The sequence below is a fragment of the Pseudoalteromonas sp. A601 genome (genome assembly GCF_002165575.1).
Taxonomy (GTDB): Bacteria; Pseudomonadota; Gammaproteobacteria; order Enterobacterales; family Alteromonadaceae; genus Pseudoalteromonas.
On record NZ_MXQF01000005.1, the window covers coordinates 182,337 to 201,783 of the forward strand.

Consider the following 19,447-nt stretch of genomic DNA (forward strand, 5'->3'; position numbering starts at 1 on the left):
ATTGATCACAATGCTCACTCTATAGTTTAACGCAGTGGTAATTACATATGAATAAAACGGCAATTGTTATTGGTGCCACAGGCTTAATAGGTGGCCATTTAGTTGAGCAGTTAATTGGCGCAGCCCATATCACTCAAGTAATTACGCTTACTCGCCGCCTTGTTAGTTATAACAGTGATAAAGTCATTAATTATGTGGTGGACTTTGCACAATTAGAGCAACACTCAAATTTATTTAAAGCTGATATTTTATTTTCATGCTTAGGCACGACTAAAAAAGCCGCAGGCTCAATTGACGCGCAACGAAAAGTAGACTTTAACTACCAACTCCATGCTGCTCAACTTGCTGCAAAGAGTGGTGTTGAACACTATTTAGTGGTGTCGTCCAGCGGTGCGAATGCTAACAGTCGCAGTGCGTATTTAAAAATGAAAGGTGAGCTTGAGCAAGCGGTAACCCAGCTTAACTTTAAACAGATTAGCATTATTCAACCATCGTTATTACTTGGCGAGAGAGGTGATGACTTTAGGCTTGGCGAAAAACTGGGAAGTATATTGTTACCTGTTTTATGTAGGCTTCCAGGCCTTAAAAAATTTAGACCAATAAGCGGTAAACAAGTCGCTATAAAAATGTGCAACATAAGTGCCCAACCAGCTCAGGGGCTAAAATATTATAAACTGAATGAGTTATTTTAAAACCGTTTGACCAAACCAATGTCAACTGACCATTATGATCACACTGCAAACTTGTGCTCTAAATCTATTGCTTAGGCCTTTATGTAATGGGTTGTAATGTTTAATCGACATTTTATCAACTATAACGTTTGTTGAGTAAGGAATGCCTCCTTATTTGTACTTTGCTTCACAAACCTTAAATGGAGATTTATTATGTCAAATACACTTACCATACTACCAAACCCAAAAACTCTCGCTGTAGCGAGCACATCCCCTTCTAACACAGCATCACTTGCTGCGGGTGATGCAGAAACATGGCAAATTTCAGAAAAAAAAGGGACTATTTCAGGTGTTGGCGTTACTGTATCAGGCGCGGGAGCCTGGGCTAAAATGTCTGGCTCTTTCGATTTTTCGATTGTAAATCTAGAAAGCTCTAGCACATATCAAAAAATGGTTTCTGAATATAGTATATCAGGTGGTGTTAGTGGCTTTTGGGGATGGCTTGGATTCGGTGCAAATGCAGAAACGCACAAACAAGACATCAAAGAAACAATGCAAGAACTTAGTCAGCAGCAAAAAGTAAATGGCTCTGTGGATGTTGATCTTATGGTCACGGGTTTGATCCCAGGCTTTGAAGTAAGTGCCACGGCGTATATTCTGGTACTTCAAATCCAAAGCTCATCTGGTGCCACCTATAATATTGCTTCATCAACAAGCCCATCTACGGATGTTGGGGCACAAGATCAAAACCAGCAAAACCTACCTACATCTGATAATAATTCAACTATTAGCCTATAAAAATCAATTTAAGATCACCACTACAACTTTGCATTGGTGATCTTTTAATTATAACTATCCAATTATAGTTAAAGGAAATACCATGAGGCCTATTACCATCGCACTTCTTTTATTGCTTACTTCTGCTGTTAGAGCTGACTCATCTGTAATATCTGCAATAAATGATAATTTAAGCTCAACAGTATGGACGGATAATTTTAAAATAAGTGTAGCTTTCACTGACACCAGCTATGAAATACAAGAGACGAGTGTTACCCCCTCCCCTTTTGTGATCAATAGAAAAAACGATCTCATATTCTCTACTTTTACTCGTTTGAAAAAACAAAAAGAAGTTGTCATAAAAGATATTACTGGCGACGGTTTACCAGACATACGTATAACTAATATGCTAGATAAAAATGGGGAAGTTTTATCTTCATCTACTGAAAAAATTGTAATTACCTATGAAAAATAATTTAACTCAGTTTCATAGGTAATCGTTCAGAAAAAGTCTCATTAGTTAATGAGACTAATTACATAACCTTGTGCTACGGCGTCACTGCCGGGTAAACATAGCTGGCATCTAAACCCAGTGGAATACCAAGTGCCCAGTAGCCGAGTAAAAACAAACTCCAACCAATCATAAAGGCAATTGAGTACGGTAGCATCATCGCAATTAAGGTACCGATACCCGTGCCTTTAACATACTTTTGACAGTACACCACTACGAGTGGAAAGTAAGGCATTAACGGGGTAATAATGTTTGAGCTTGAATCCCCTACACGATACGCAGCTTGGGTTAAATCAGGCGAAATACCTAACTGCATCAACATAGGCACAAATACAGGCCCAAGTAATGCCCACTTAGCAGAACTTGAACCAACAAATAAGTTAACAAAGCCTGTTAAGAAGATTATTCCTACGACAGTTACAGCACTAGGTAGTTCCATCGCCTTTAACAGCTGCGCACCTTCAATAGCTAATAGTGCCCCTAAATTTGATTTACTAAATGCAGCAATAAACAGCGAGCAGAAGAATGCCATAACAATATAATACGACATACCATTCATCGCTTTGCTCATTGCATCAATCATGTCTTTAGAGCTTTTAAAAGTACCAACCGTGAAGCCATATACTGCACCGGGTATCCAAAACAATAAGAAAATTAGCGGCACAATTGACTGCATTAAAGGCGATCTAAAGTTTGTAAGTGAACCATCAGCGCTACGCATTGCTGAATCGGCTGGTGCAGATACAAACGCTAATAACGTAAGACCTGCAATCATCACGCTACTTGCGATAAAAAACGCACGCTTTTCGTCACTACGAGCATCCTCAAACGCCGGTAAATCTTCGGTCTCACCATCAACGGCAGTATTTTTTAGTCGAGGTTCAATAATTTTATCAGTGATATACCAACCTAATAAAACGATAAATAAGCTCGATGCAGACGTAAATGCCCAGTTATTTAATGGGTTAATCGACATCGTCGGGTTAATTATTTGCGCCGCACTTTGGGTAAAGCTTTGCAATAACGGGTCGATGCCAGATGGAATAAAGTTAGCACCAAAGCCGCCACTTACACCAGCAAATGCCGCAGCAATACCCGCAAGCGGATGACGCCCTGCCGCATAAAAAATCACACCAGCGAGCGGTATAACTAACACGTACCCAGCATCGGTTGCTGTATGGCTAACAATAGCAACCAAGATAATAGATGGTGTAAGCAGCTGTTTAGGCGTTACTTTTAACATGAGCTTTAAGCCCGTGTTAATAAAACCAGAATGCTCAGCAACCCCTACACCTAACATAGCAACTAAAACCACGCCCAATGGTGCAAAACCAGTGAATGTTTTTACCATAGACGATAAGAAGGTGGCGAGTGAATCACTGGCCAACATGTTATTGATTATAATAGCTTCGCCAGTACGCGGGTCGATGGCGTCAAAGTTAACGCCTGAAAACCACCACGACAAAACCCAAATTAGTAGCATGGCAAATAGAAAGATAATTGCTGGGTCTGGAAGTTTATTCCCGACCCTTTCTACAAAGTTTAAAAATCGTGCAACTAGCCCGGTCGGCATCGTCGCATCATTATTATTATTCATTTCGCTTGTTCCTTAGGATTTTAACCAGCATACATTACCGTAAATGCTGCGTTAGGTAAATTTTAAGTAACCAGAAAATACAGCTTTTAGGAACTAAAGTCACAAGTACATCGAGTAGGGTGAAGTTTTTCCTCATCCCTTTCACAGAACCGTACGTACGAGCCTCACATAGTGCTCCTTCATTCTTCTACGACTCCATCAACTTACTTTCTAAACGCTGATTTGATTCTTAGCAGAGTTCAACTTCACGTTTTCTTAAGATCCAACCTATGAAATGTTATTAACACTCAACAATAGAAACGTTTATAGCTAACCCTCCATGAGATGTTTCTTTATATTTGCTTCCCATATCTTTACCTGTTTGATACATTGTTTTTATAACTGTATCGAGTGATACTTTGCTTTCATTAGGGTTATAGACAGCCATTCTAGCAGCATTGACCGCCTTAACTGCTGCTATGGCATTTCTTTCGATGCAGGGGGCTTGAACTAATCCACCAATTGGATCACAAGTCATACCTAAATTGTGTTCCATCGCTATTTCTGCTGCATTTTCTATTGCCTTAATATCACCACCTAATATATGCGCTAACGCGCCAGCAGCCATAGAGCAAGCTACACCGACTTCTCCTTGGCAACCAACTTCCGCCCCTGAAATAGATGCATTTTTTTTGTATAAGCTGCCGATAGCTGTAGCTACAGCAAAAAACTCTGTAGAAACTTTCCGTGTTATTGGTAAGTGAAATTGATTAATGTAACTTAATACCGAGGGGATGATACCCGCGGCACCATTCGTTGGGGCTGTAACAATGCGATTTCCCCGAGCATTCTCCTCACTAACAGCAAGAGCAAACATATTTAACCAGTCTATTTGATTGAGTGAATCTATATTCTTATGATGAGTTAATCGTTTAAAAAATTCTGGTGCTCGACGGTTAAGATTTAAACCGCCAGGTAATATTTTTTCCTGAGAGTGTAATCCTCTATTGACACTTTCATTCATAACAAGCCATATATCATGGCATTTTTCATAAATTTTATCTTCATTAGTTAAGGTGGCTTCATTGGCTAATACAACTTCTACGATGTTCATTTTAGAACAACTACAAATCTTGGCTAATTCATCAAAAGAATTAAACGGGTATGGCTGCACTGAAGTTGTTATTTTTGGTGTTGTATCATCAGCGGTGCAGATAAAACCACCCCCAGTTGAGTAAAAAGTCTCTGCTTGTAAAAGAGTATTACCTGTGTCAAATGCTTGAAATCTGATACCGTTTGGGTGAAATTTTAAATATTCTTGACCACTAAACTCAATATGAGAGTCTGGATTAAAGACAATTCTATGATACTTTTCTATCGCTAAAGTGTTTGTGTTAATTAATTCTGTTAGAGCAAGTCTTGCTTTTGCTATGTCAATTGATTCGGGCTTATAGCCTAATAAACCATATATCACAGCTTGATCGGTTCCATGCCCTTTACCCGTATTTGCTAACGAGCCATATAAAGTAACTTCAATACGATTAACATTGCTTAGGTTCCCTTTCGTTTTCAACTCTTTCATAAAAGCATTCGCTGCTTTCATCGGACCTACAGTATGAGAACTGGATGGGCCAATACCGATCGAAAATAAATCAAAAATACTATCCATTTGATATTCCTTAACATTACCCCTTAATTATTCATATAAGAGATAATGCTTAATAAAGCTGAAATTATGACTAATTTTTAGTCTGTTACTAAAGAAGTGTATTCAAAGTTTTAATTTGACGGATTATGGGGTGTTTTCTAAAGGAATCATTTCTCCGCTTAATGTACCTCGCCACTTATTGTTACCATCAATTAATAATACTTCACCATACTTGCCATTTTTAATACTTGAATCAATAGCAATCACTTTTCCTTCATGTCGTGTCTCTATTTGTTTTTGAGATGTGTGACCAACTATTATATTTTTAACGTTAAAGTGGTGTAGTAATAGTTCAATTTCTTCATTACTAGCTCCTTCGTCTTTTACTTTAAAGTAACCTCGATACCATATTGGTCCATTTTTTTTATGTAAATACTTTCCCCACCCCTCACGTTTAGTGCTTAGTTCACTTTTGACTAAATTTGCCTTAAATACAGTATTAATTTCAGATAACGTCCGTTTTTCTTTAGCTAAGCTAGGATGGAAACCACCATGTGTGAATAACATATTATTTATTTTTACTAATACAGGTTTACTTCTTATCCAATTACCTAAAATACTCTCTTTAGAAAATAGCTCATCATAAGGTATATTTAGCGTGTTCGCGGTATACTCATATTTAGGGTTTAAGTAACGTAAGTCGCCATTGAGTGTCATGACTTCATGATTGCCTAATAATAAGTGTACTTGCCCACCGACACGTAACGCTTGTTTTTCCAATTTATATAAAAACCATAAAATTTCTGTAACCTGATCTCCACGATCAAAGACATCTCCTGTTATGACAAGATGGCCATTATCAAAAGACCAATTTCCTTGTGTATCGATAATGTTATTATTTTGAAGTAATTGCATCATGAGCTTGTATTGCCCATGAAAATCACTAGTTGCGGCAATTTTAAAGTCGCCACTATATTCGAGAATATTATCTTCTTTTACCAAACCTGAAGTAACTTCGGCAGATAAACCACATGAATTAAACTTATGAGGGTAATTATCGATCAATGTTATTTCTTGTTTACGCTCACCATCGCAAACCCAAAAACTAGTAAATGAAGATTTGCTCTTATTTTTAAAAACATAAGGACCATCACTTATTTCAATATTTAGGTGAGATGTTTGATTATCGACTTGAGTGATTAGTTTAGATGCATCTTCTTTTGCCAGAGTCGAGAAAGATAGTGTGAACAATATAAGAGATAAAGTTTTAAATTTTTTCATGATATTCCTTAAAATAACGCCTTAGGATATAGTTGTAGGATAATTATTATTGTCTGTATTTGAATTGGCACAAGGGTTTAAGTAAGCGATTCTCACACTAGGATGAATCGCTTAATAATCAGTAAAATACCCACATCCTTGTGGAAGTGCTGTTATTTAGAAGGATAAAGTTACTCCAGCAGTATAAAGACGGCCAACGCCACCACCAAATGCACTGTAGTAGTGTCGACTATCAGGTCTGAAGTCACCATTATTATCAAAAAGATTTCTAATGCCTGCTTTGAAATTTATTTCAGTATTATTAGATAGCTCCATTTTATATTTCACTGATAAGTTATGTTTCGTATAAGAGCTAACTTCGTAATAAGCTAATGATTCTGGGTTTTCCACACAAGCTGCATTTAGTGCTGCGCAATTTGTATTGTTTTTCTCCATATATCCTAACCATTCTGTATATCGATTTTTGTCGTTAATTGACGAGCTTTTATAGCTGGTACTCCAGCGCACTCGCCAATTGCTTTTTGACCAAGATATTGAAGCCGATGCTTTGTCTTTGAAAATACTTTCATTATCAATATCACCGATATAATCGGTTGTGATCAACTCTCCCGCCGTATCGGCAGTTTCTGACCATTCAATTATATGGTTCATATCTAACTTAAACTTTAAAGAACCGTATTCGCTTAAATCATAGCGATATGCCATTGCAACATCATATCCCCGTGTACGTCTTTCATTTAGGTTGTAGTTACGTTGTATTACTTCCGTAATTTGACCATCATTAGCGCGGGTAATATCATTACAAAACGTGTTACCTGCTCCCCAAGCCATTGATGAGTTGTAGCAAGCGTTAACAATTGCTTGGTTTTCATAACTTGAAATTACATCTGATATCTTAATATCATAATAATCAAGAGCTACTTTAAACCCATCAATAAATTCAGGGGCCATTGTGATACCAAAAGTATAGGTATCAGCTGTTTCTTCAAATAACTTGTTATTGCCTTCTGCGGGAGAATAACCTCCGTTTTCATCTTCAAATTCAAAGTTAGGATTTTCGGCTAGTTGTTTGGCAAATACCTGTTCTAAACGACAGTTATCGTGTCCAGGGCCATTTGATGTTGCAGTTAAACCGTCACATGTATCATCATAACTGTCATAATCGCCGCGAGGTGGTGAATCTAATTCTGTAATATTTGGCGCGCGTTGAGCGCGTGAGTAGTTGGCACGAAAAGCATACCCATCAGTTAGCTCCCACATCAAGCCCACACGGTAACTTGAGATCAAATCAACATTTTCCGAGCTATAATCAGCAAAACGAGCAGAAACCTCTAAATCAACACTTTTAGCTGCGGTAACATTTTTTAATAATGGTAAAGACATTTCCGCAAAAATTTCAGCAACGTTAATTTTTCCTGAAAAAGAAGGAACGTAGTTAAATGTGATCCCACCTTCTGGCACATTGGTGCTGAGCTCTTGTGAATCTTCTCTATATTCAAAACCAAAAACTGATGCAACAGGACCATAAGGCATGGTGAATAAATCACCTGCGATATAACCTAAAACTGTTACTTGTTCTATATCTGAATTAATTGTTGGGTTTGCTCTAATATAATTAGCCGCTTCAGGAGTAATTGAACCTTCGCCGAACATATTCAATGGTACACAACCATTAGCACGTGCTTCAGCGCTTTTACATTGTATAGAACCATCATCTAATATTTCAGCATCGACAGCGTTACGCCAGTTTTGTACATAAAGTTCATTATATCGCGTTTGTCTTTGACTAGATTTTCCATAACCAAGTGATAAATCCCACTCCCATTCGCCATCAAATGCAATCCCTTGAACACCGCCCCAAACACGAATAGTATCTCGGGTGTTATCTGTGATAATTTCACCAACCTCATTAAACCTACGATCCCAATAAATACGATCTTTGTATAAACCCGAATCTAAAATCTCTTGTGGAACGTAAGGGTTGTCAATTGGAATGTAGCCGAGATTGATTTCGTCAAAAATTCCTGTTGTAGGGTCATATGTAACACGATTGGAACTTTCATTACCATCTTCTGGTGATTTATAATTTACTGAGCCATTAGTGCTATATTGCACTTGGAAATAGGCTTCAAGTTCGTCAGATAGCTCATAATCCATCTTTAACGCAAAAGAAGATGAGTCTTCTGGTACTTTTAGTTGTACAAATTGATTTGAATTGATGCCATATTTTTCTTCATTGTCGCGCCAGTCATTATGAAGGCCATTTTCATCGTACCAGAACTGTTGATCATTCTTACTGTTTTCGCCAAATACACCACCAGCTAAACCATCACTACGGTTACGCCATTGATCTTGTGTGGTGCTATTAAGACAAACTTCATCTCCACTCTCAATTATAACGGTGTTACACATCAAGGTATCATTATAATCAAGATCCATTTCTTGTTGGGCTCGATTACGATCCCAGAAGCTTAATCCGTATTCTTTAGCGTAATCGCCAGCCATGAATAGATAACCTCGGCCGCTATCAAAATCAGTTCCATAACTCATTGATAATGAGAACTCTTTGGCTCCACCTTCAGCGCTTTCACTGCCCTTAGCTTCAAATTCAAATCCTTCTTTATATTGTTGAGTAATGATATTAACAACACCGGCTATTGCATCTGAACCATAAGCAGCAGAAGCTCCACCAGTGATAACTTCAACTTTCTCAACCATCCCCGTTGGTATAGTTGATAAACTTACTTTATTGGAACTATAACTATTAGAAACGGTTCGACGCCCATCAATTAAGGTTAATGTTCTACTTGACCCTAAATTACGTAAATCAATGGTGGATAATCCCGTTCCGTTAACATCCGATTGGCTTGTAGTATTACTCGTTCCCATGCCTATCATAGGCATCTCTTCTATTAAAATATTAGATAATGAGCCGATTCCAGCGTCTTCAATTGCGTCTCTATCCATAGTTGCCAAAGGGGTTGCAACACTAAAACTATCGCGACGGAGTCGTGAACCTGTGACTGTAATTTTTTCTACATTAGCTTCTTCTTTTTGCACTATGGCTTTGGCTTGTTTGATTGTTTGTTTTTCTACAGTCTCTTCCTGAGCTGCAATAGCCTGCCCTATTGTTGCAGACATGCCCCCGATAAGAGCAAGCTGTAAAGCATGGGTGATTAGATTTTTTTTCATTATTTTCCCCTAAATATATTTTATTTTATGGTGATAGAGTGTGAGCTCTTTCATGGGTTGAGCAACACTAAGCTTGATGATTTCATCGCCCAATTATTTGCTCTTCCCTTATTCGTTATCTATCAATTTTTTGTTATGTCATTTTGTCGGGTAATAGTGAATTCAATCAACCTTTTATACCTCATTTTAATGTCTTTTTTAGGTCTTTAAGCACATGAAAATATTAAATTAATTTATTCTTATATTTTTTAGTTGCAAGACGACTTTTAAAAGCATTACAACTGTAAATATAATATTAATTATTGTTTTAAAAAGGTATTAAGGATATTCTTTTTGTTAAAGTGAAAATTAATTTTTCATCTAATTATTAAAATGGACGATGTAAGAACAACAAAGATTTATATCTCATTATTGAGTAGTTGAAAGTGTTAGTGTAGGTAATTAAATGAAAATTGAACAAACTTATAAACTTGGCAAATACATTGTTTACCCCCATGAATTTGCTATTCAGTTTGAGAATAATGAAAAACAGTCTTTACAACCTAAATGGGTTGAAGTACTAAATTATCTTGTTGAACACCATCCTAGGATTATTCCTCGAGAGGAGTTAATAGAAAAGATCTGGAAAGGTAATAGCTATGTAGGAGAAAAATCGTTAACTAACGTTATTTGGAATCTAAGAAATAGCTTTAAGCATGACGGTGAAAGTCAGCAAATAATTGAGACAATTAGAAAGGCCGGTTATAGGTTATTAGTAGAACCTGTAACAGTAGAGCACGAAAGAAGTGATTTCACAGAATGCGCATTGCCTAAAAAGAATAAACCAAGTGCGTATGCTTTTTTAATAAAACTTTCAAGTTTACTCATGTTTATATTTTCCATTTGTTGGTTATACATAGCAAATAATAAGCAAGTTAAACACGCGAGCGTGGAAACAATAACCTCTGATCCAGGTGAGGAATTATATGTTTCGGTATCACCAAATGGAAGGTTTATTGTTTATCGTATGACAGATCAAAATGATATTGCAAATTTATATTTGAAAGATCTGCAGCAGCCCGATGTTCAGCCTCGTCAATTGACATTTGATAAAGCAAAAGAACGACATTCAGTATGGAGTAATGATGGAAATTATTTATTTTATGCTCGTCAGGATTCTAGAAAAAAATTTTGTGATTATATTCAATTAGATATTAAAAGTATGTTTGAGAAGATAGTTGCTACATGTCCTTTGAAAAGCAGACATAATTACCTTGATATTTCCCCAGATGATAAAACTCTAGCCTTTCATAGTGAGGATATTGATTCTGAAGAAAGTGGAATTTATTTGCTAGATTTAACGAGTAGTAATGCTAAACCAGTACGCTTTTCTTGTGCTACTGGTTGCAAGTTTAAAGATAGAGATATGGCTTTTTCACCAGACGGAAAATCCTTAGCTGTTACAAGAAGGTTTAATAAATACAGTGAGGATATTTATATTATTGACATAGCTACAAAAGAAACTCAACGTATTACTGAAGGAATAGAGGATGTACGTGGCTTAAGTTGGCATTCAGATAATGTGCATTTAGTTTACGGTGACCGTAAATCAGGTATCCGAACCGGATATTGGCTTAATACCAAAACTAAAGAAAAAAAATTATTAAATGTGGATGGTTTTAGTTTCCCTGTTTTTAATCGAGTGGATAATTCACTTTTTTATCAGAAAAGGTTAAGAAAATATCAAATAAAATCGTTAAGTTTGGATCAAGCTATCGCTTCCAGCCCTGAACCAATATTATTATCAAACTTTAGCCAACGACAGCCTGACTATTCGAGCATTTCTAAACAAATAGCTTATGTTTCAAACGAAACAGGCGTGTATGAAATTTGGCTTTCTAATAAGCATGGTAAAGAGCGAATACAATTAACGGACTTTGGAGTAAATATAAGTTTTCCTCGCTGGTCTCACAATGGCAAAAAATTGGTTTTTCTTGCACCTTTTGAAGATGAGGAGGGTTTAAAAGTTTATACGATTGACGTTGCAACTAAGCAGATCATGAAAGTAAACAGTCCTTTTAACGATCATAATCGTCCAACATGGAGTATTAATGATGATGCTATTATTTCAGCGGTATCCACTGAAAATGAAACTGATTTACACCTAATATCGATAGATACTGGCGAAGTTAAGCGATTGACCTTTAATGGCGGTCGATTTGGCGTCATGACGGATAAAAATAAATTAATATATAGCCGAAAGAAGGGGGGCTTGTGGCAGCAAATACTATCCAGTTCCCAAACAGAGTCGCCTGCAAGAGCTCTTATTTCAAGAAAAAATATGAAAGAGAAGTATTTTTGGGGAACAACGGATAAAGGAATTTATTATCGAGCAGCGGTTTCTAATGGACAACAAATCAATTTTTTTGACTATGCATCAGAAAAATCTCGACCATTAGCAAAGTTTCCTAGTAAGACTTTTTCGTATACCAGTCCACTCATTGTTGTTCCTGAAGATAATAAATTATTATTTGCTGTGACTGACTATGAGCAATCTGATATAAAAAAACTACAACACCCTTTATTTAATTAATGAATATTTTCAGGTGCTTGGTATGAAAGATGCCTTCTTTTAAAAGTATACAAAAGCATTAACCAGAGAATTGGTAAATGCTTTTTAGTTTAACAAGTTAACTAACTATTTATTGATAAAGAAATTTATTAATTGAGGAATTGCGCTGAAAATATCAGCGCGGTAGTGTTAGTTTGAATAAGTTATGGTTAAAACAGCTTCACCACCTTCAGTACCTTCGTAAGATTCAGCTTCTCTTTCTCCTTCACCTGAAATAATAAAAGTAACAGCACTGTCAGTATCCCAAGTTGACTTATTCACAAGTTCTTGAACGATACTTTTAAGATCAGGTGTTTTTTCATTATTGCTCTTACGACCTATTACATCCCACACTTCAGGAGTCCAATTAACAGAGGCAGAAGTTAGTGGTCGATCAGAGATATCATCATCACTTGAGCTAAAAGTGTCAGAATTACCACTATAATGCCCATATATTGTTAAGTTGGTGTTTCCTGTATTTGTTGCATCTACTGTAAACTGAATTGTCGCACTTTCAATCGTTGCATCTGCTGGTATATTTGCATTATCGAATCGTAAGCCGACTAATTGCTCTTTAGCGCTTGAGCCACTCTCTTCAACAAGCTCTAAATCAGAACTAGAAAGGTTTACTTCACCAGAGCTAACCATTTCTTCAGCATCATCACTACCACTTTGAATAGCTATAGATATTGTTTGGCTTCCATTTCCTCCAGTATCGCCACTGGCAGAAAATTTGATATCATCGACCGATATATCGCCCTTGCCACCACCTTTAACCTTTCCAGTTAAACGTAGTTGTACATCTTTACCAAGGTAGTGATCAAGAGATATTGTTGCAGTACTCCAACTACTGTTTCCTGAACTATGTTGTTCTCCACTTTTGGACCATAGTTCATTCCAATTTAAACCGTTATCTTCAGTTATCTCTAAGGTAAGTTCACCGATATCACTACCATACATATGATATCTAAATCTAACCTCAGCGAAGTCTTTATTGGTAATATCATAACAAGGACTAAGCATTGCTATTTCGTCATTATCACTTAGAAATTCATGGCTGGAATCAATATGTGCAAAACTTTGGCCTTCATATGGTTCATTTGCACCTGTACTTGAAGAGCTGGTATCAAAATCTAATTTCCAAGAAAACTCATCATCGTTAAAAGCATCTTGTACCCAAGGAGTATCACTAACCTCATCTTCATAATTAAATTGCTCTCTGCTCGGATAACTTGTTACTTTAGGTGAATTAGAGCAATTTGGATTTTGATTCGAACCATATTTATCAAATAAATGAAATTTATGAGTTTGAACGATACGTTTCATGCGTTTATTTTGTGCATTACTAAATTTATCTCGGCACTCGTTTTGACCTTTGCCCATGATGTTAAATCCATCAGGGTCATATTCTTCACCATTACTGTCTTCATCACTACCTATCCATTCACAGTCATCAAAGTTTGCTCTCTCTCCAGGATCAACAGGAGTATCAATGATATTATCACCGTATTTATAGCCGCTTGAACCTTCCATTACCGCTATTGTTTCATCATCCCAACCTGAATAAGTATGTTTCAAGCTTAAACTATGGCCAACTTCATGTGCAATTGTAGAGGTGTCTAGTTTATTTGGCTCTATCTCTATTACATCTCTTCCTTCATAGTTCCAATATGCATGACCATTTAAACCGTCAAGACTAGCAACGATAATATTCATTTTTCCATATGAAAACCATGGTTTTACATCTTCTTCATTATCGGTATTCCAATCATCATCATTAATGCCATCAACATCATCGTTTGTAATATAAATAATTTCATCTCGATAAAATTCTACGTCAATATCACTATAAAAAGTATTTAACTGATTGATACCATCATCTAAATCTGAAGTTGACGCTCGTTTTCCTGACCCGCTGTGACTATCAGCAGCTACAATAAAACGAACAGGGATTCTATCCATTGCTGCGACTGTCATACTTAATGTTATTGCGGTAACACCTAAAAGTAGACCTATTTTATTTTTCTTAAATATACTCATCTCTCAACACCCTTTTTATTACTCGTTATAATTAATTTAATGTGTCATATTTTTTTAGCTAAGGTTCCTGAAACCTATAATCAAGCTAGCAGCAGATTATTAGGCTGTATATGGGATAATAAAGAACGGATATTTAAATGATGTATTAGAGATATTTTATTTTTCTGTATTTGATGTGATAAATGATTTTAATGATGTTTTAGCCTAACTTTTAATTTTTTAATCGTTTTTCATAACTTAGTGCTTAAGGAGCAGCGGTCATGTGGCTGCCAAGTAAAAAGGCTCGCTCAATTTCAACATCAGAGCGGAAGTCCATTTCACAATGGTTGTTCTTTAAATAGGTAACATGCAACTCGATGGCGGCAGGACTAATGACTGTAAAGCGACCTACAAAAGCCTGAGCTAATTGAGCAAATGAAGAGCCATCTTGCAGGTAAGATAAGCTTTTGAATACAGCTTTGAGCAGAGAAAAGATGAGTAGGCAACGGTGTCGAACTTGAAATCCAGAGGTTTTTGCAAGCTTAATAAGGTGCTTATCTCAGATAAGGGCTTTTAATTGATTTGAAACTTGGTTAACCTCCATGTGAACTCTGTTTCATTAAACGATTATTGGTATAATTATTTGATTATTAACAGAGTTCAACTTCAAGTCTTCTTACATTTCAACCTATAAGCCGTTTTTAAGTATCGCGATTAACTGTTGTACATTATGCGAGTGCTTTTACTTCTTCCCATAATCTAACCACTAAAGCTTTATCTTCTTCATTTAGCTCGCCATTGCGATACGCTTTAACTAGACTTTTTTCAACGGTTTCATTGAGCTCTGACACTTCTAAATTAAGTTCTTCAACTTGCGCATACCCAACAGCTAAATCGAAATGGCCGCGTAAATAACCACCGGCAAACAATTCATCGTCAGTAGCTTTTATTACTAAATCGTCAAAATACTGCTGTGCTGCCTCAATGTAACTTACTAAACTCATTTATTTCTCCTGTACTTGCAGGGTGTCTTGGTGACCCACAGCATACATAACATGGTCGTTAAACCCGGTTGTTACCCGAATATAACCGCTTAATTCATCATCTAATTCGCTATCGCCAGTATCAGCAATGAGCGGCCGGCCACCTAAGGCCTGTAATTTTTTTTTGGTTGCCACAACGATAATATTGTCTTTACCGATTGCACGGATGAGCACTGGACTTAATTGTTGATTACCTCGGCCAAATATATGCCCTTGCCCGCCGATCAACGTGATCACCAACTTTGTTGGTACACCTTTCGTTAAATCAATTAATTGTTGAGCGGTTAAATCTTGTTCTATAAGGGTTTGATCTTGTACTAAATCAACACCTAATAAAGTGTTATTCAGACCCATTTCTTCCATTATGGCCTCAACGGTTGAGCCACTGCCCATAATGTACTGAGTATCTTCTTCCATTTCTGACACCACGTAAGCTGCAATATCAGCAAGTACTAATTCATCAGTTTCTTTACCGCCATTTTTAACGGCTTGTACATAACGTACTTCACTCGGTACTTGCATTTCACCATAGCGTTTTGCTTTTACTGTTCCTTGGCGAAAGGCATCTTCGTCGATATCCATAACATCTGCATCAGCTAACGTTACGAGCTCACCTTTTACCAACATCTCAACAACACGCCCCGCCGCTTTAGGAGTAATGGCATAAACACCAGAATGAATTTTACAGCCAGCAGGAATGCCAAGCACTGGTACGCTGTCGTCCACCGCATGACAAATATTGCGTGCGGTACCATCGCCACCAGCAAACAATATTAAATCTACACCTACCTTTTGCAAGGCTTTAGCTGCATTTTCAGTATCATCAGCGCAGGTTTCATCTTCATATTGATAAACAACTTCGGTATTAAAACCAAGCTCTTTCGCTGTATGCTCACCCATTAGGTCACTAACAGTATAAATTGTTATTTTGTCTTGATAAGGCAGCAATACCTCAAGCGCCGCTTTAGTGCGTAAATTGGCTTTCGGCTCTGCGCCAAGCTCTATTGCTTTAGCCACAACATCATCACTACCTTTAAGTGCGACACTGCCACCTAATCCTGCGACCGGATTAACGATTAAACCTAATTTAAATTGCATCACTAAACTCCTGAGGCTGTTGCCATACAAACTGCGCTGCAGTTAAAGGCCATGGCGTGTTATAAAAATCACTTAACGCTTTTAAAAGTGCAGTTGTGCGAAAATTAAAGCCATTCTTTATTAGTTGTTGAAGCTGTTGATGTACACGCTTTTGGAAATCAAATCGACAGGTTTGCTCACCATTTAAATTATCAACCGAGACATTAAAATCAAACCCTGCAGCAACACTGAGTGCCCATTCAATAGCTTGCGGCTTTACTTCAACCGCCTCAAACTCAGCCTGCTGCGCTTTATCACGGCCATCAGGACAATACCAATAACCATAGTCTTCTACTAGACGACGCTCTTCTCCGGCCACCAGCCAGTGAGCAATCTCGTGCAATGCACTAGCGTAGAAACCATGAGCAAACACGATTTGATGAAACGAAGTATTAGCATTAGCGGGAATATAAATAGGCTCATGCTCACCTTTAACTAAGCGCGTATTATGGCTTTGATAAAAAGTTGACTCAAAAATAGATATTAGATCGGCTATTTGGTGCATAAGGTTTAATAATTCGCCTCAGTAAACAGGAATAAGTACTCGCTAAAATCGAGGCGAATTGTACGGGCTTTTAACAGGAAAGTAAAAAGCCTTGCGTTATACTACTTAGATATATTTAGTGAGAAATTTAGGTTTCTGCCATATTACTACGCTCATGAAGATAACGCTTTAACAGCTGAGTATTTCGCGTATTAGCTTTAAAGTAAGCATCAAAAATATCGCCAAAAAATGGAATTAATCCACCTACAAAATCAATTAGCATATTTAAAATGATACGAGACTTTATTCGCCATCCAACTCCAAGGCGCTGAGCCTCAATTAGTACATAACTTGAAAGTATTAGTCCGGCAGCATCTCCAACGCCGGGAATAACTCCAATCAGCGCCTCAACTCCAAATTTAAATCGAGTAAAAGGAATACCTATACTGCTGTCGGTAAACCGGCTAAACCTTTCTAAGCGTTTTAAAGTTGCTTGGTGCTGCGTATTTGTCTTCATAACCACCTCACTTTAAATCATAAATTAACGCTTGATCACTTATCGAAACTGTTAATTTAAGCGCACTAAGGTACGTGTTCTTTTCGGCTCTGTTAAATAAAGAAACTGCTGAAAATCATGGGATGCATTTATTAGCATTTTCCCATCATCTTTGCCGGTGAATATGGCTCTATTACTACCTGTTTTAAGATCTATTTCGTTCATCACATAACCGTCTCTATCTGCAAGTGTGACTGTCATCGTCGACACTTCTGCGCTCAGGCCGATGATCTCTTTTATAGGTGATTGCCAAACAGTTTCAAGCTCATTGTTTTTGTTTAATCTAAAAACTTGTTTTTCATTGGAAAAGTAAACCTGATCCTGCTCATCAATATCCATATAGATTTATTGCCAGTGATCCAAGCACACAGTGCTTACTTTGATAAAGCATTAATCAAGTTTAAGCATAGTGCAAACAAGTTAACGGCACTGGGCTCTGAATGGGTTGTATTAACAAACAGCCAACTGTTTTTAGATGCCATAGAAATCAGTGAATTATCGCCAATAAAACCCTATCCAAACACTCAGTTAGTGCACTGGACAGATCAAAAAAACAGCTCATTACCACTAATCAAATTTTAAACTAAACACGGGGGCTCAGCCCCCGAAATATTTTAATAAACATTCATTTTTAACTAACATCAATGCCAGCTTCATCCGCTGGTACAATACCCGTTTCAGTTATAGGTTCAGCGTTCCAACGTTGCAGCACAGAAATTGCATTTATTTTCCTTCTACAAAGCGAAAAAAACGCGATAAAAATCGCGTTTTAAAAAGTAAAACTGACTTTCAGCAAAGTCTAATCATTTAAACCGAGCCGTTAATGGGCCCATGCTCATGACTCACATGTGGGTTTTGCCCACGCTGGCGCAATAAATGGTCCATTAACGTAATCGCCATCATGGCTTCGGCTATTGGAATAGCACGAATACCAACACACGGGTCATGACGACCTTTGGTGATCATCTCAACCGCTTCATTTTCTGTATTAATGCTGTTGCCAGGTATTGTAATACTTGATGTTGGTTTGAGCGCAATAGAGGCAATAATATCTTGCCCTGTGGAAATACCGGCCAAAACGCCACCAGCATGATTTGAAGTAAAACCATCAGGTGTTAGTTCATCACGGTGCTCTGAGCCTTTTTGCTCAACCACATCAAAACCATCACCAATTTCAACGCCTTTTACTGCGTTAATGCTCATCAGTGAATGTGCTAGTTCTGCATCAAGTCTATCAAAAACCGGCTCACCTAGGCCAACGGGTACGTTTTTAGCGACTACTTTGACCTTGGCGCCTACTGAGTCACCCTGCTTTTTTAAATCTCGCATGTACTCGTCTAATGCTTCAATTTTACTGGCGTCAGGAAAGAAAAACAGGTTGTTTTCTACTTCATCCCAATCATAGTTCTCAGCTTTTATTGGCCCTAGTTGGCTTAAACATGCACGTACTTCAATACCATGAAATTGTTTTAGGTATTTTTTAGCAATGCTGCCTGCAGCTACGCGTATTGCGGTTTCACGGGCAGATGATCGTCCACCGCCGCGATAATCGCGCAAGCCGTATTTATGCCAATAGGTATAATCGCCGTGACCTGGGCGAAATACATCTTTAATTTTGCCGTAATCTTTTGAGCGTTGATCGGTGTTTTCAATTAGTAAACCAATGCTAGTTCCGGTGGTTTTACCTTCAAATACGCCTGAAAGAATTTTTATTTGATCGTCTTCACGGCGCTGCGTTGTATAGCGGCTTTGCCCTGGTTTACGACGGTCTAAATCTATTTGTAAGTCGGCCTCTGTGATTTCAAGGCCTGCGGGCGTGCCATCCACAACGCCGCCTAATGCGACGCCATGGCTCTCGCCAAAGGTGGACACTTTAAACAACTGCCCTATGCTATTACCTGCCATTGTTTTCCTCATTCCTAATGACTACTGAGTACCGAGCCTAGGGCTCGGCTTTAATTT

Annotated in this window: 16 protein-coding genes; 5 read left to right on the plus strand and 11 right to left on the minus strand. The window is 37.6% G+C overall.

Annotated features, from left to right (window positions below; genetic code table 11):
- The first annotated feature begins 47 nt into the window (after positions 1 to 47).
- The 3 genes from B5G52_RS05940 to B5G52_RS05950 all read left to right on the plus strand — a co-directional run bounded on the left by B5G52_RS05940 (position 48) and on the right by B5G52_RS05950 (position 1,923).
- A complete protein-coding gene (locus B5G52_RS05940) occupies positions 48 to 692 on the plus strand; it encodes an NAD(P)H-binding protein (RefSeq protein WP_087531749.1) in 645 nt (214 codons plus the stop codon).
- A 192-nt stretch (positions 693 to 884) separates the two neighbouring features.
- Entirely contained in the window at positions 885 to 1,469 is a 585-nt protein-coding gene (locus tag B5G52_RS05945) for a hypothetical protein (RefSeq protein ID WP_087531750.1), read from the plus strand.
- Positions 1,470 to 1,551: 82 nt separating this feature from the next.
- Positions 1,552 to 1,923: a hypothetical protein gene (locus B5G52_RS05950; protein WP_087531751.1), complete on the plus strand. Its 372-nt coding sequence runs from the start codon at positions 1,552 to 1,554 to the stop codon at positions 1,921 to 1,923.
- Between the two features lie 73 nt (positions 1,924 to 1,996).
- Here the strand turns inward: B5G52_RS05950 and B5G52_RS05955 are convergent, their stop codons facing one another.
- The 4 genes from B5G52_RS05955 to B5G52_RS05970 form a co-directional block, all read right to left on the minus strand.
- Positions 1,997 to 3,556, minus strand: a complete 1,560-nt coding sequence (locus tag B5G52_RS05955) for an AbgT family transporter (RefSeq protein WP_087531752.1) — start codon at positions 3,554 to 3,556, stop codon at positions 1,997 to 1,999.
- Between the two features lie 280 nt (positions 3,557 to 3,836).
- A complete protein-coding gene (locus tag B5G52_RS05960) occupies positions 3,837 to 5,204 on the minus strand; it encodes an L-serine ammonia-lyase (protein WP_087531753.1) in 1,368 nt (455 codons plus the stop codon).
- 123 nt (positions 5,205 to 5,327) lie between these two features.
- Positions 5,328 to 6,464, minus strand: coding sequence for a metallophosphoesterase (locus tag B5G52_RS05965; RefSeq protein ID WP_087531754.1), 1,137 nt, complete (start codon positions 6,462 to 6,464; stop codon positions 5,328 to 5,330).
- Positions 6,465 to 6,620: 156 nt separating this feature from the next.
- Positions 6,621 to 9,605 (minus strand): TonB-dependent siderophore receptor, encoded by a 2,985-nt coding sequence (locus B5G52_RS05970; protein WP_254911147.1) that lies wholly within the window; start codon positions 9,603 to 9,605, stop codon positions 6,621 to 6,623.
- A 496-nt stretch (positions 9,606 to 10,101) separates the two neighbouring features.
- Here B5G52_RS05970 and B5G52_RS05975 point away from each other — a divergent pair, with 496 nt between their 5' ends.
- Positions 10,102 to 12,228, plus strand: coding sequence for a winged helix-turn-helix domain-containing protein (locus B5G52_RS05975; protein ID WP_087531756.1), 2,127 nt, complete (start codon positions 10,102 to 10,104; stop codon positions 12,226 to 12,228).
- A gap of 168 nt (positions 12,229 to 12,396) precedes the next feature.
- Here the strand turns inward: B5G52_RS05975 and B5G52_RS05980 are convergent, their stop codons facing one another.
- The 6 genes from B5G52_RS05980 to B5G52_RS06005 all read right to left on the minus strand — a co-directional run bounded on the left by B5G52_RS05980 (position 12,397) and on the right by B5G52_RS06005 (position 17,824).
- Entirely contained in the window at positions 12,397 to 14,286 is a 1,890-nt protein-coding gene (locus B5G52_RS05980) for a M43 family zinc metalloprotease (protein ID WP_087531757.1), read from the minus strand.
- Between the two features lie 707 nt (positions 14,287 to 14,993).
- Complete coding sequence (locus tag B5G52_RS05985) at positions 14,994 to 15,269, minus strand: YfcL family protein (protein ID WP_087531758.1); 276 nt, start codon at positions 15,267 to 15,269, stop codon at positions 14,994 to 14,996.
- Complete coding sequence (locus B5G52_RS05990; RefSeq protein ID WP_087531759.1) at positions 15,270 to 16,406, minus strand: ATP-NAD kinase family protein; 1,137 nt, start codon at positions 16,404 to 16,406, stop codon at positions 15,270 to 15,272.
- On the minus strand, positions 16,396 to 16,950 hold the full coding sequence (locus B5G52_RS05995; RefSeq protein ID WP_087531760.1) for an elongation factor P hydroxylase: 555 nt from the start codon (positions 16,948 to 16,950) through the stop codon (positions 16,396 to 16,398). Before B5G52_RS05995 ends, B5G52_RS05990 begins: the two co-directional genes overlap by 11 nt.
- A gap of 127 nt (positions 16,951 to 17,077) precedes the next feature.
- Entirely contained in the window at positions 17,078 to 17,446 is a 369-nt protein-coding gene (locus B5G52_RS06000) for a DUF4112 domain-containing protein (protein ID WP_087531761.1), read from the minus strand.
- Between the two features lie 51 nt (positions 17,447 to 17,497).
- Positions 17,498 to 17,824, minus strand: a complete 327-nt coding sequence (locus B5G52_RS06005; protein ID WP_176372511.1) for a hypothetical protein — start codon at positions 17,822 to 17,824, stop codon at positions 17,498 to 17,500.
- A 15-nt stretch (positions 17,825 to 17,839) separates the two neighbouring features.
- Here B5G52_RS06005 and B5G52_RS06010 point away from each other — a divergent pair, with 15 nt between their 5' ends.
- Entirely contained in the window at positions 17,840 to 18,067 is a 228-nt protein-coding gene (locus tag B5G52_RS06010; protein WP_176372512.1) for a hypothetical protein, read from the plus strand.
- 225 nt (positions 18,068 to 18,292) lie between these two features.
- Here the strand turns inward: B5G52_RS06010 and aroC are convergent, their stop codons facing one another.
- A complete protein-coding gene (aroC, locus tag B5G52_RS06015) occupies positions 18,293 to 19,390 on the minus strand; it encodes a chorismate synthase (RefSeq protein WP_087531762.1) in 1,098 nt (365 codons plus the stop codon).
- Positions 19,391 to 19,447: the final 57 nt, after the last annotated feature.

What these genes read in the sequence shown, in the direction of transcription:
- B5G52_RS05980 (WP_087531757.1), bottom strand. Translation starts at nt 14,286, where the DNA reads ATGAGTATATTTAAGAAAAATAAAATAGGTCTACTTTTAGGTGTTACC.
- B5G52_RS05955 (WP_087531752.1), bottom strand. Translation starts at nt 3,556, where the DNA reads ATGAATAATAATAATGATGCGACGATGCCGACCGGGCTAGTTGCACGA.
- B5G52_RS05975 (WP_087531756.1), top strand. Translation starts at nt 10,102, where the DNA reads ATGAAAATTGAACAAACTTATAAACTTGGCAAATACATTGTTTACCCC.
- B5G52_RS06000 (WP_087531761.1), bottom strand. Translation starts at nt 17,446, where the DNA reads ATGAAGACAAATACGCAGCACCAAGCAACTTTAAAACGCTTAGAAAGG.
- aroC (WP_087531762.1), bottom strand. Translation starts at nt 19,390, where the DNA reads ATGGCAGGTAATAGCATAGGGCAGTTGTTTAAAGTGTCCACCTTTGGC.
- B5G52_RS05990 (WP_087531759.1), bottom strand. Translation starts at nt 16,406, where the DNA reads ATGCAATTTAAATTAGGTTTAATCGTTAATCCGGTCGCAGGATTAGGT.
- B5G52_RS05995 (WP_087531760.1), bottom strand. Translation starts at nt 16,950, where the DNA reads ATGCACCAAATAGCCGATCTAATATCTATTTTTGAGTCAACTTTTTAT.
- B5G52_RS05985 (WP_087531758.1), bottom strand. Translation starts at nt 15,269, where the DNA reads ATGAGTTTAGTAAGTTACATTGAGGCAGCACAGCAGTATTTTGACGAT.
- B5G52_RS05960 (WP_087531753.1), bottom strand. Translation starts at nt 5,204, where the DNA reads ATGGATAGTATTTTTGATTTATTTTCGATCGGTATTGGCCCATCCAGT.
- B5G52_RS05940 (WP_087531749.1), top strand. Translation starts at nt 48, where the DNA reads ATGAATAAAACGGCAATTGTTATTGGTGCCACAGGCTTAATAGGTGGC.
- B5G52_RS05950 (WP_087531751.1), top strand. Translation starts at nt 1,552, where the DNA reads ATGAGGCCTATTACCATCGCACTTCTTTTATTGCTTACTTCTGCTGTT.
- B5G52_RS06005 (WP_176372511.1), bottom strand. Translation starts at nt 17,824, where the DNA reads ATGGATATTGATGAGCAGGATCAGGTTTACTTTTCCAATGAAAAACAA.
- B5G52_RS05965 (WP_087531754.1), bottom strand. Translation starts at nt 6,464, where the DNA reads ATGAAAAAATTTAAAACTTTATCTCTTATATTGTTCACACTATCTTTC.
- B5G52_RS05970 (WP_254911147.1), bottom strand. Translation starts at nt 9,605, where the DNA reads ATGTCTGCAACAATAGGGCAGGCTATTGCAGCTCAGGAAGAGACTGTA.
- B5G52_RS05945 (WP_087531750.1), top strand. Translation starts at nt 885, where the DNA reads ATGTCAAATACACTTACCATACTACCAAACCCAAAAACTCTCGCTGTA.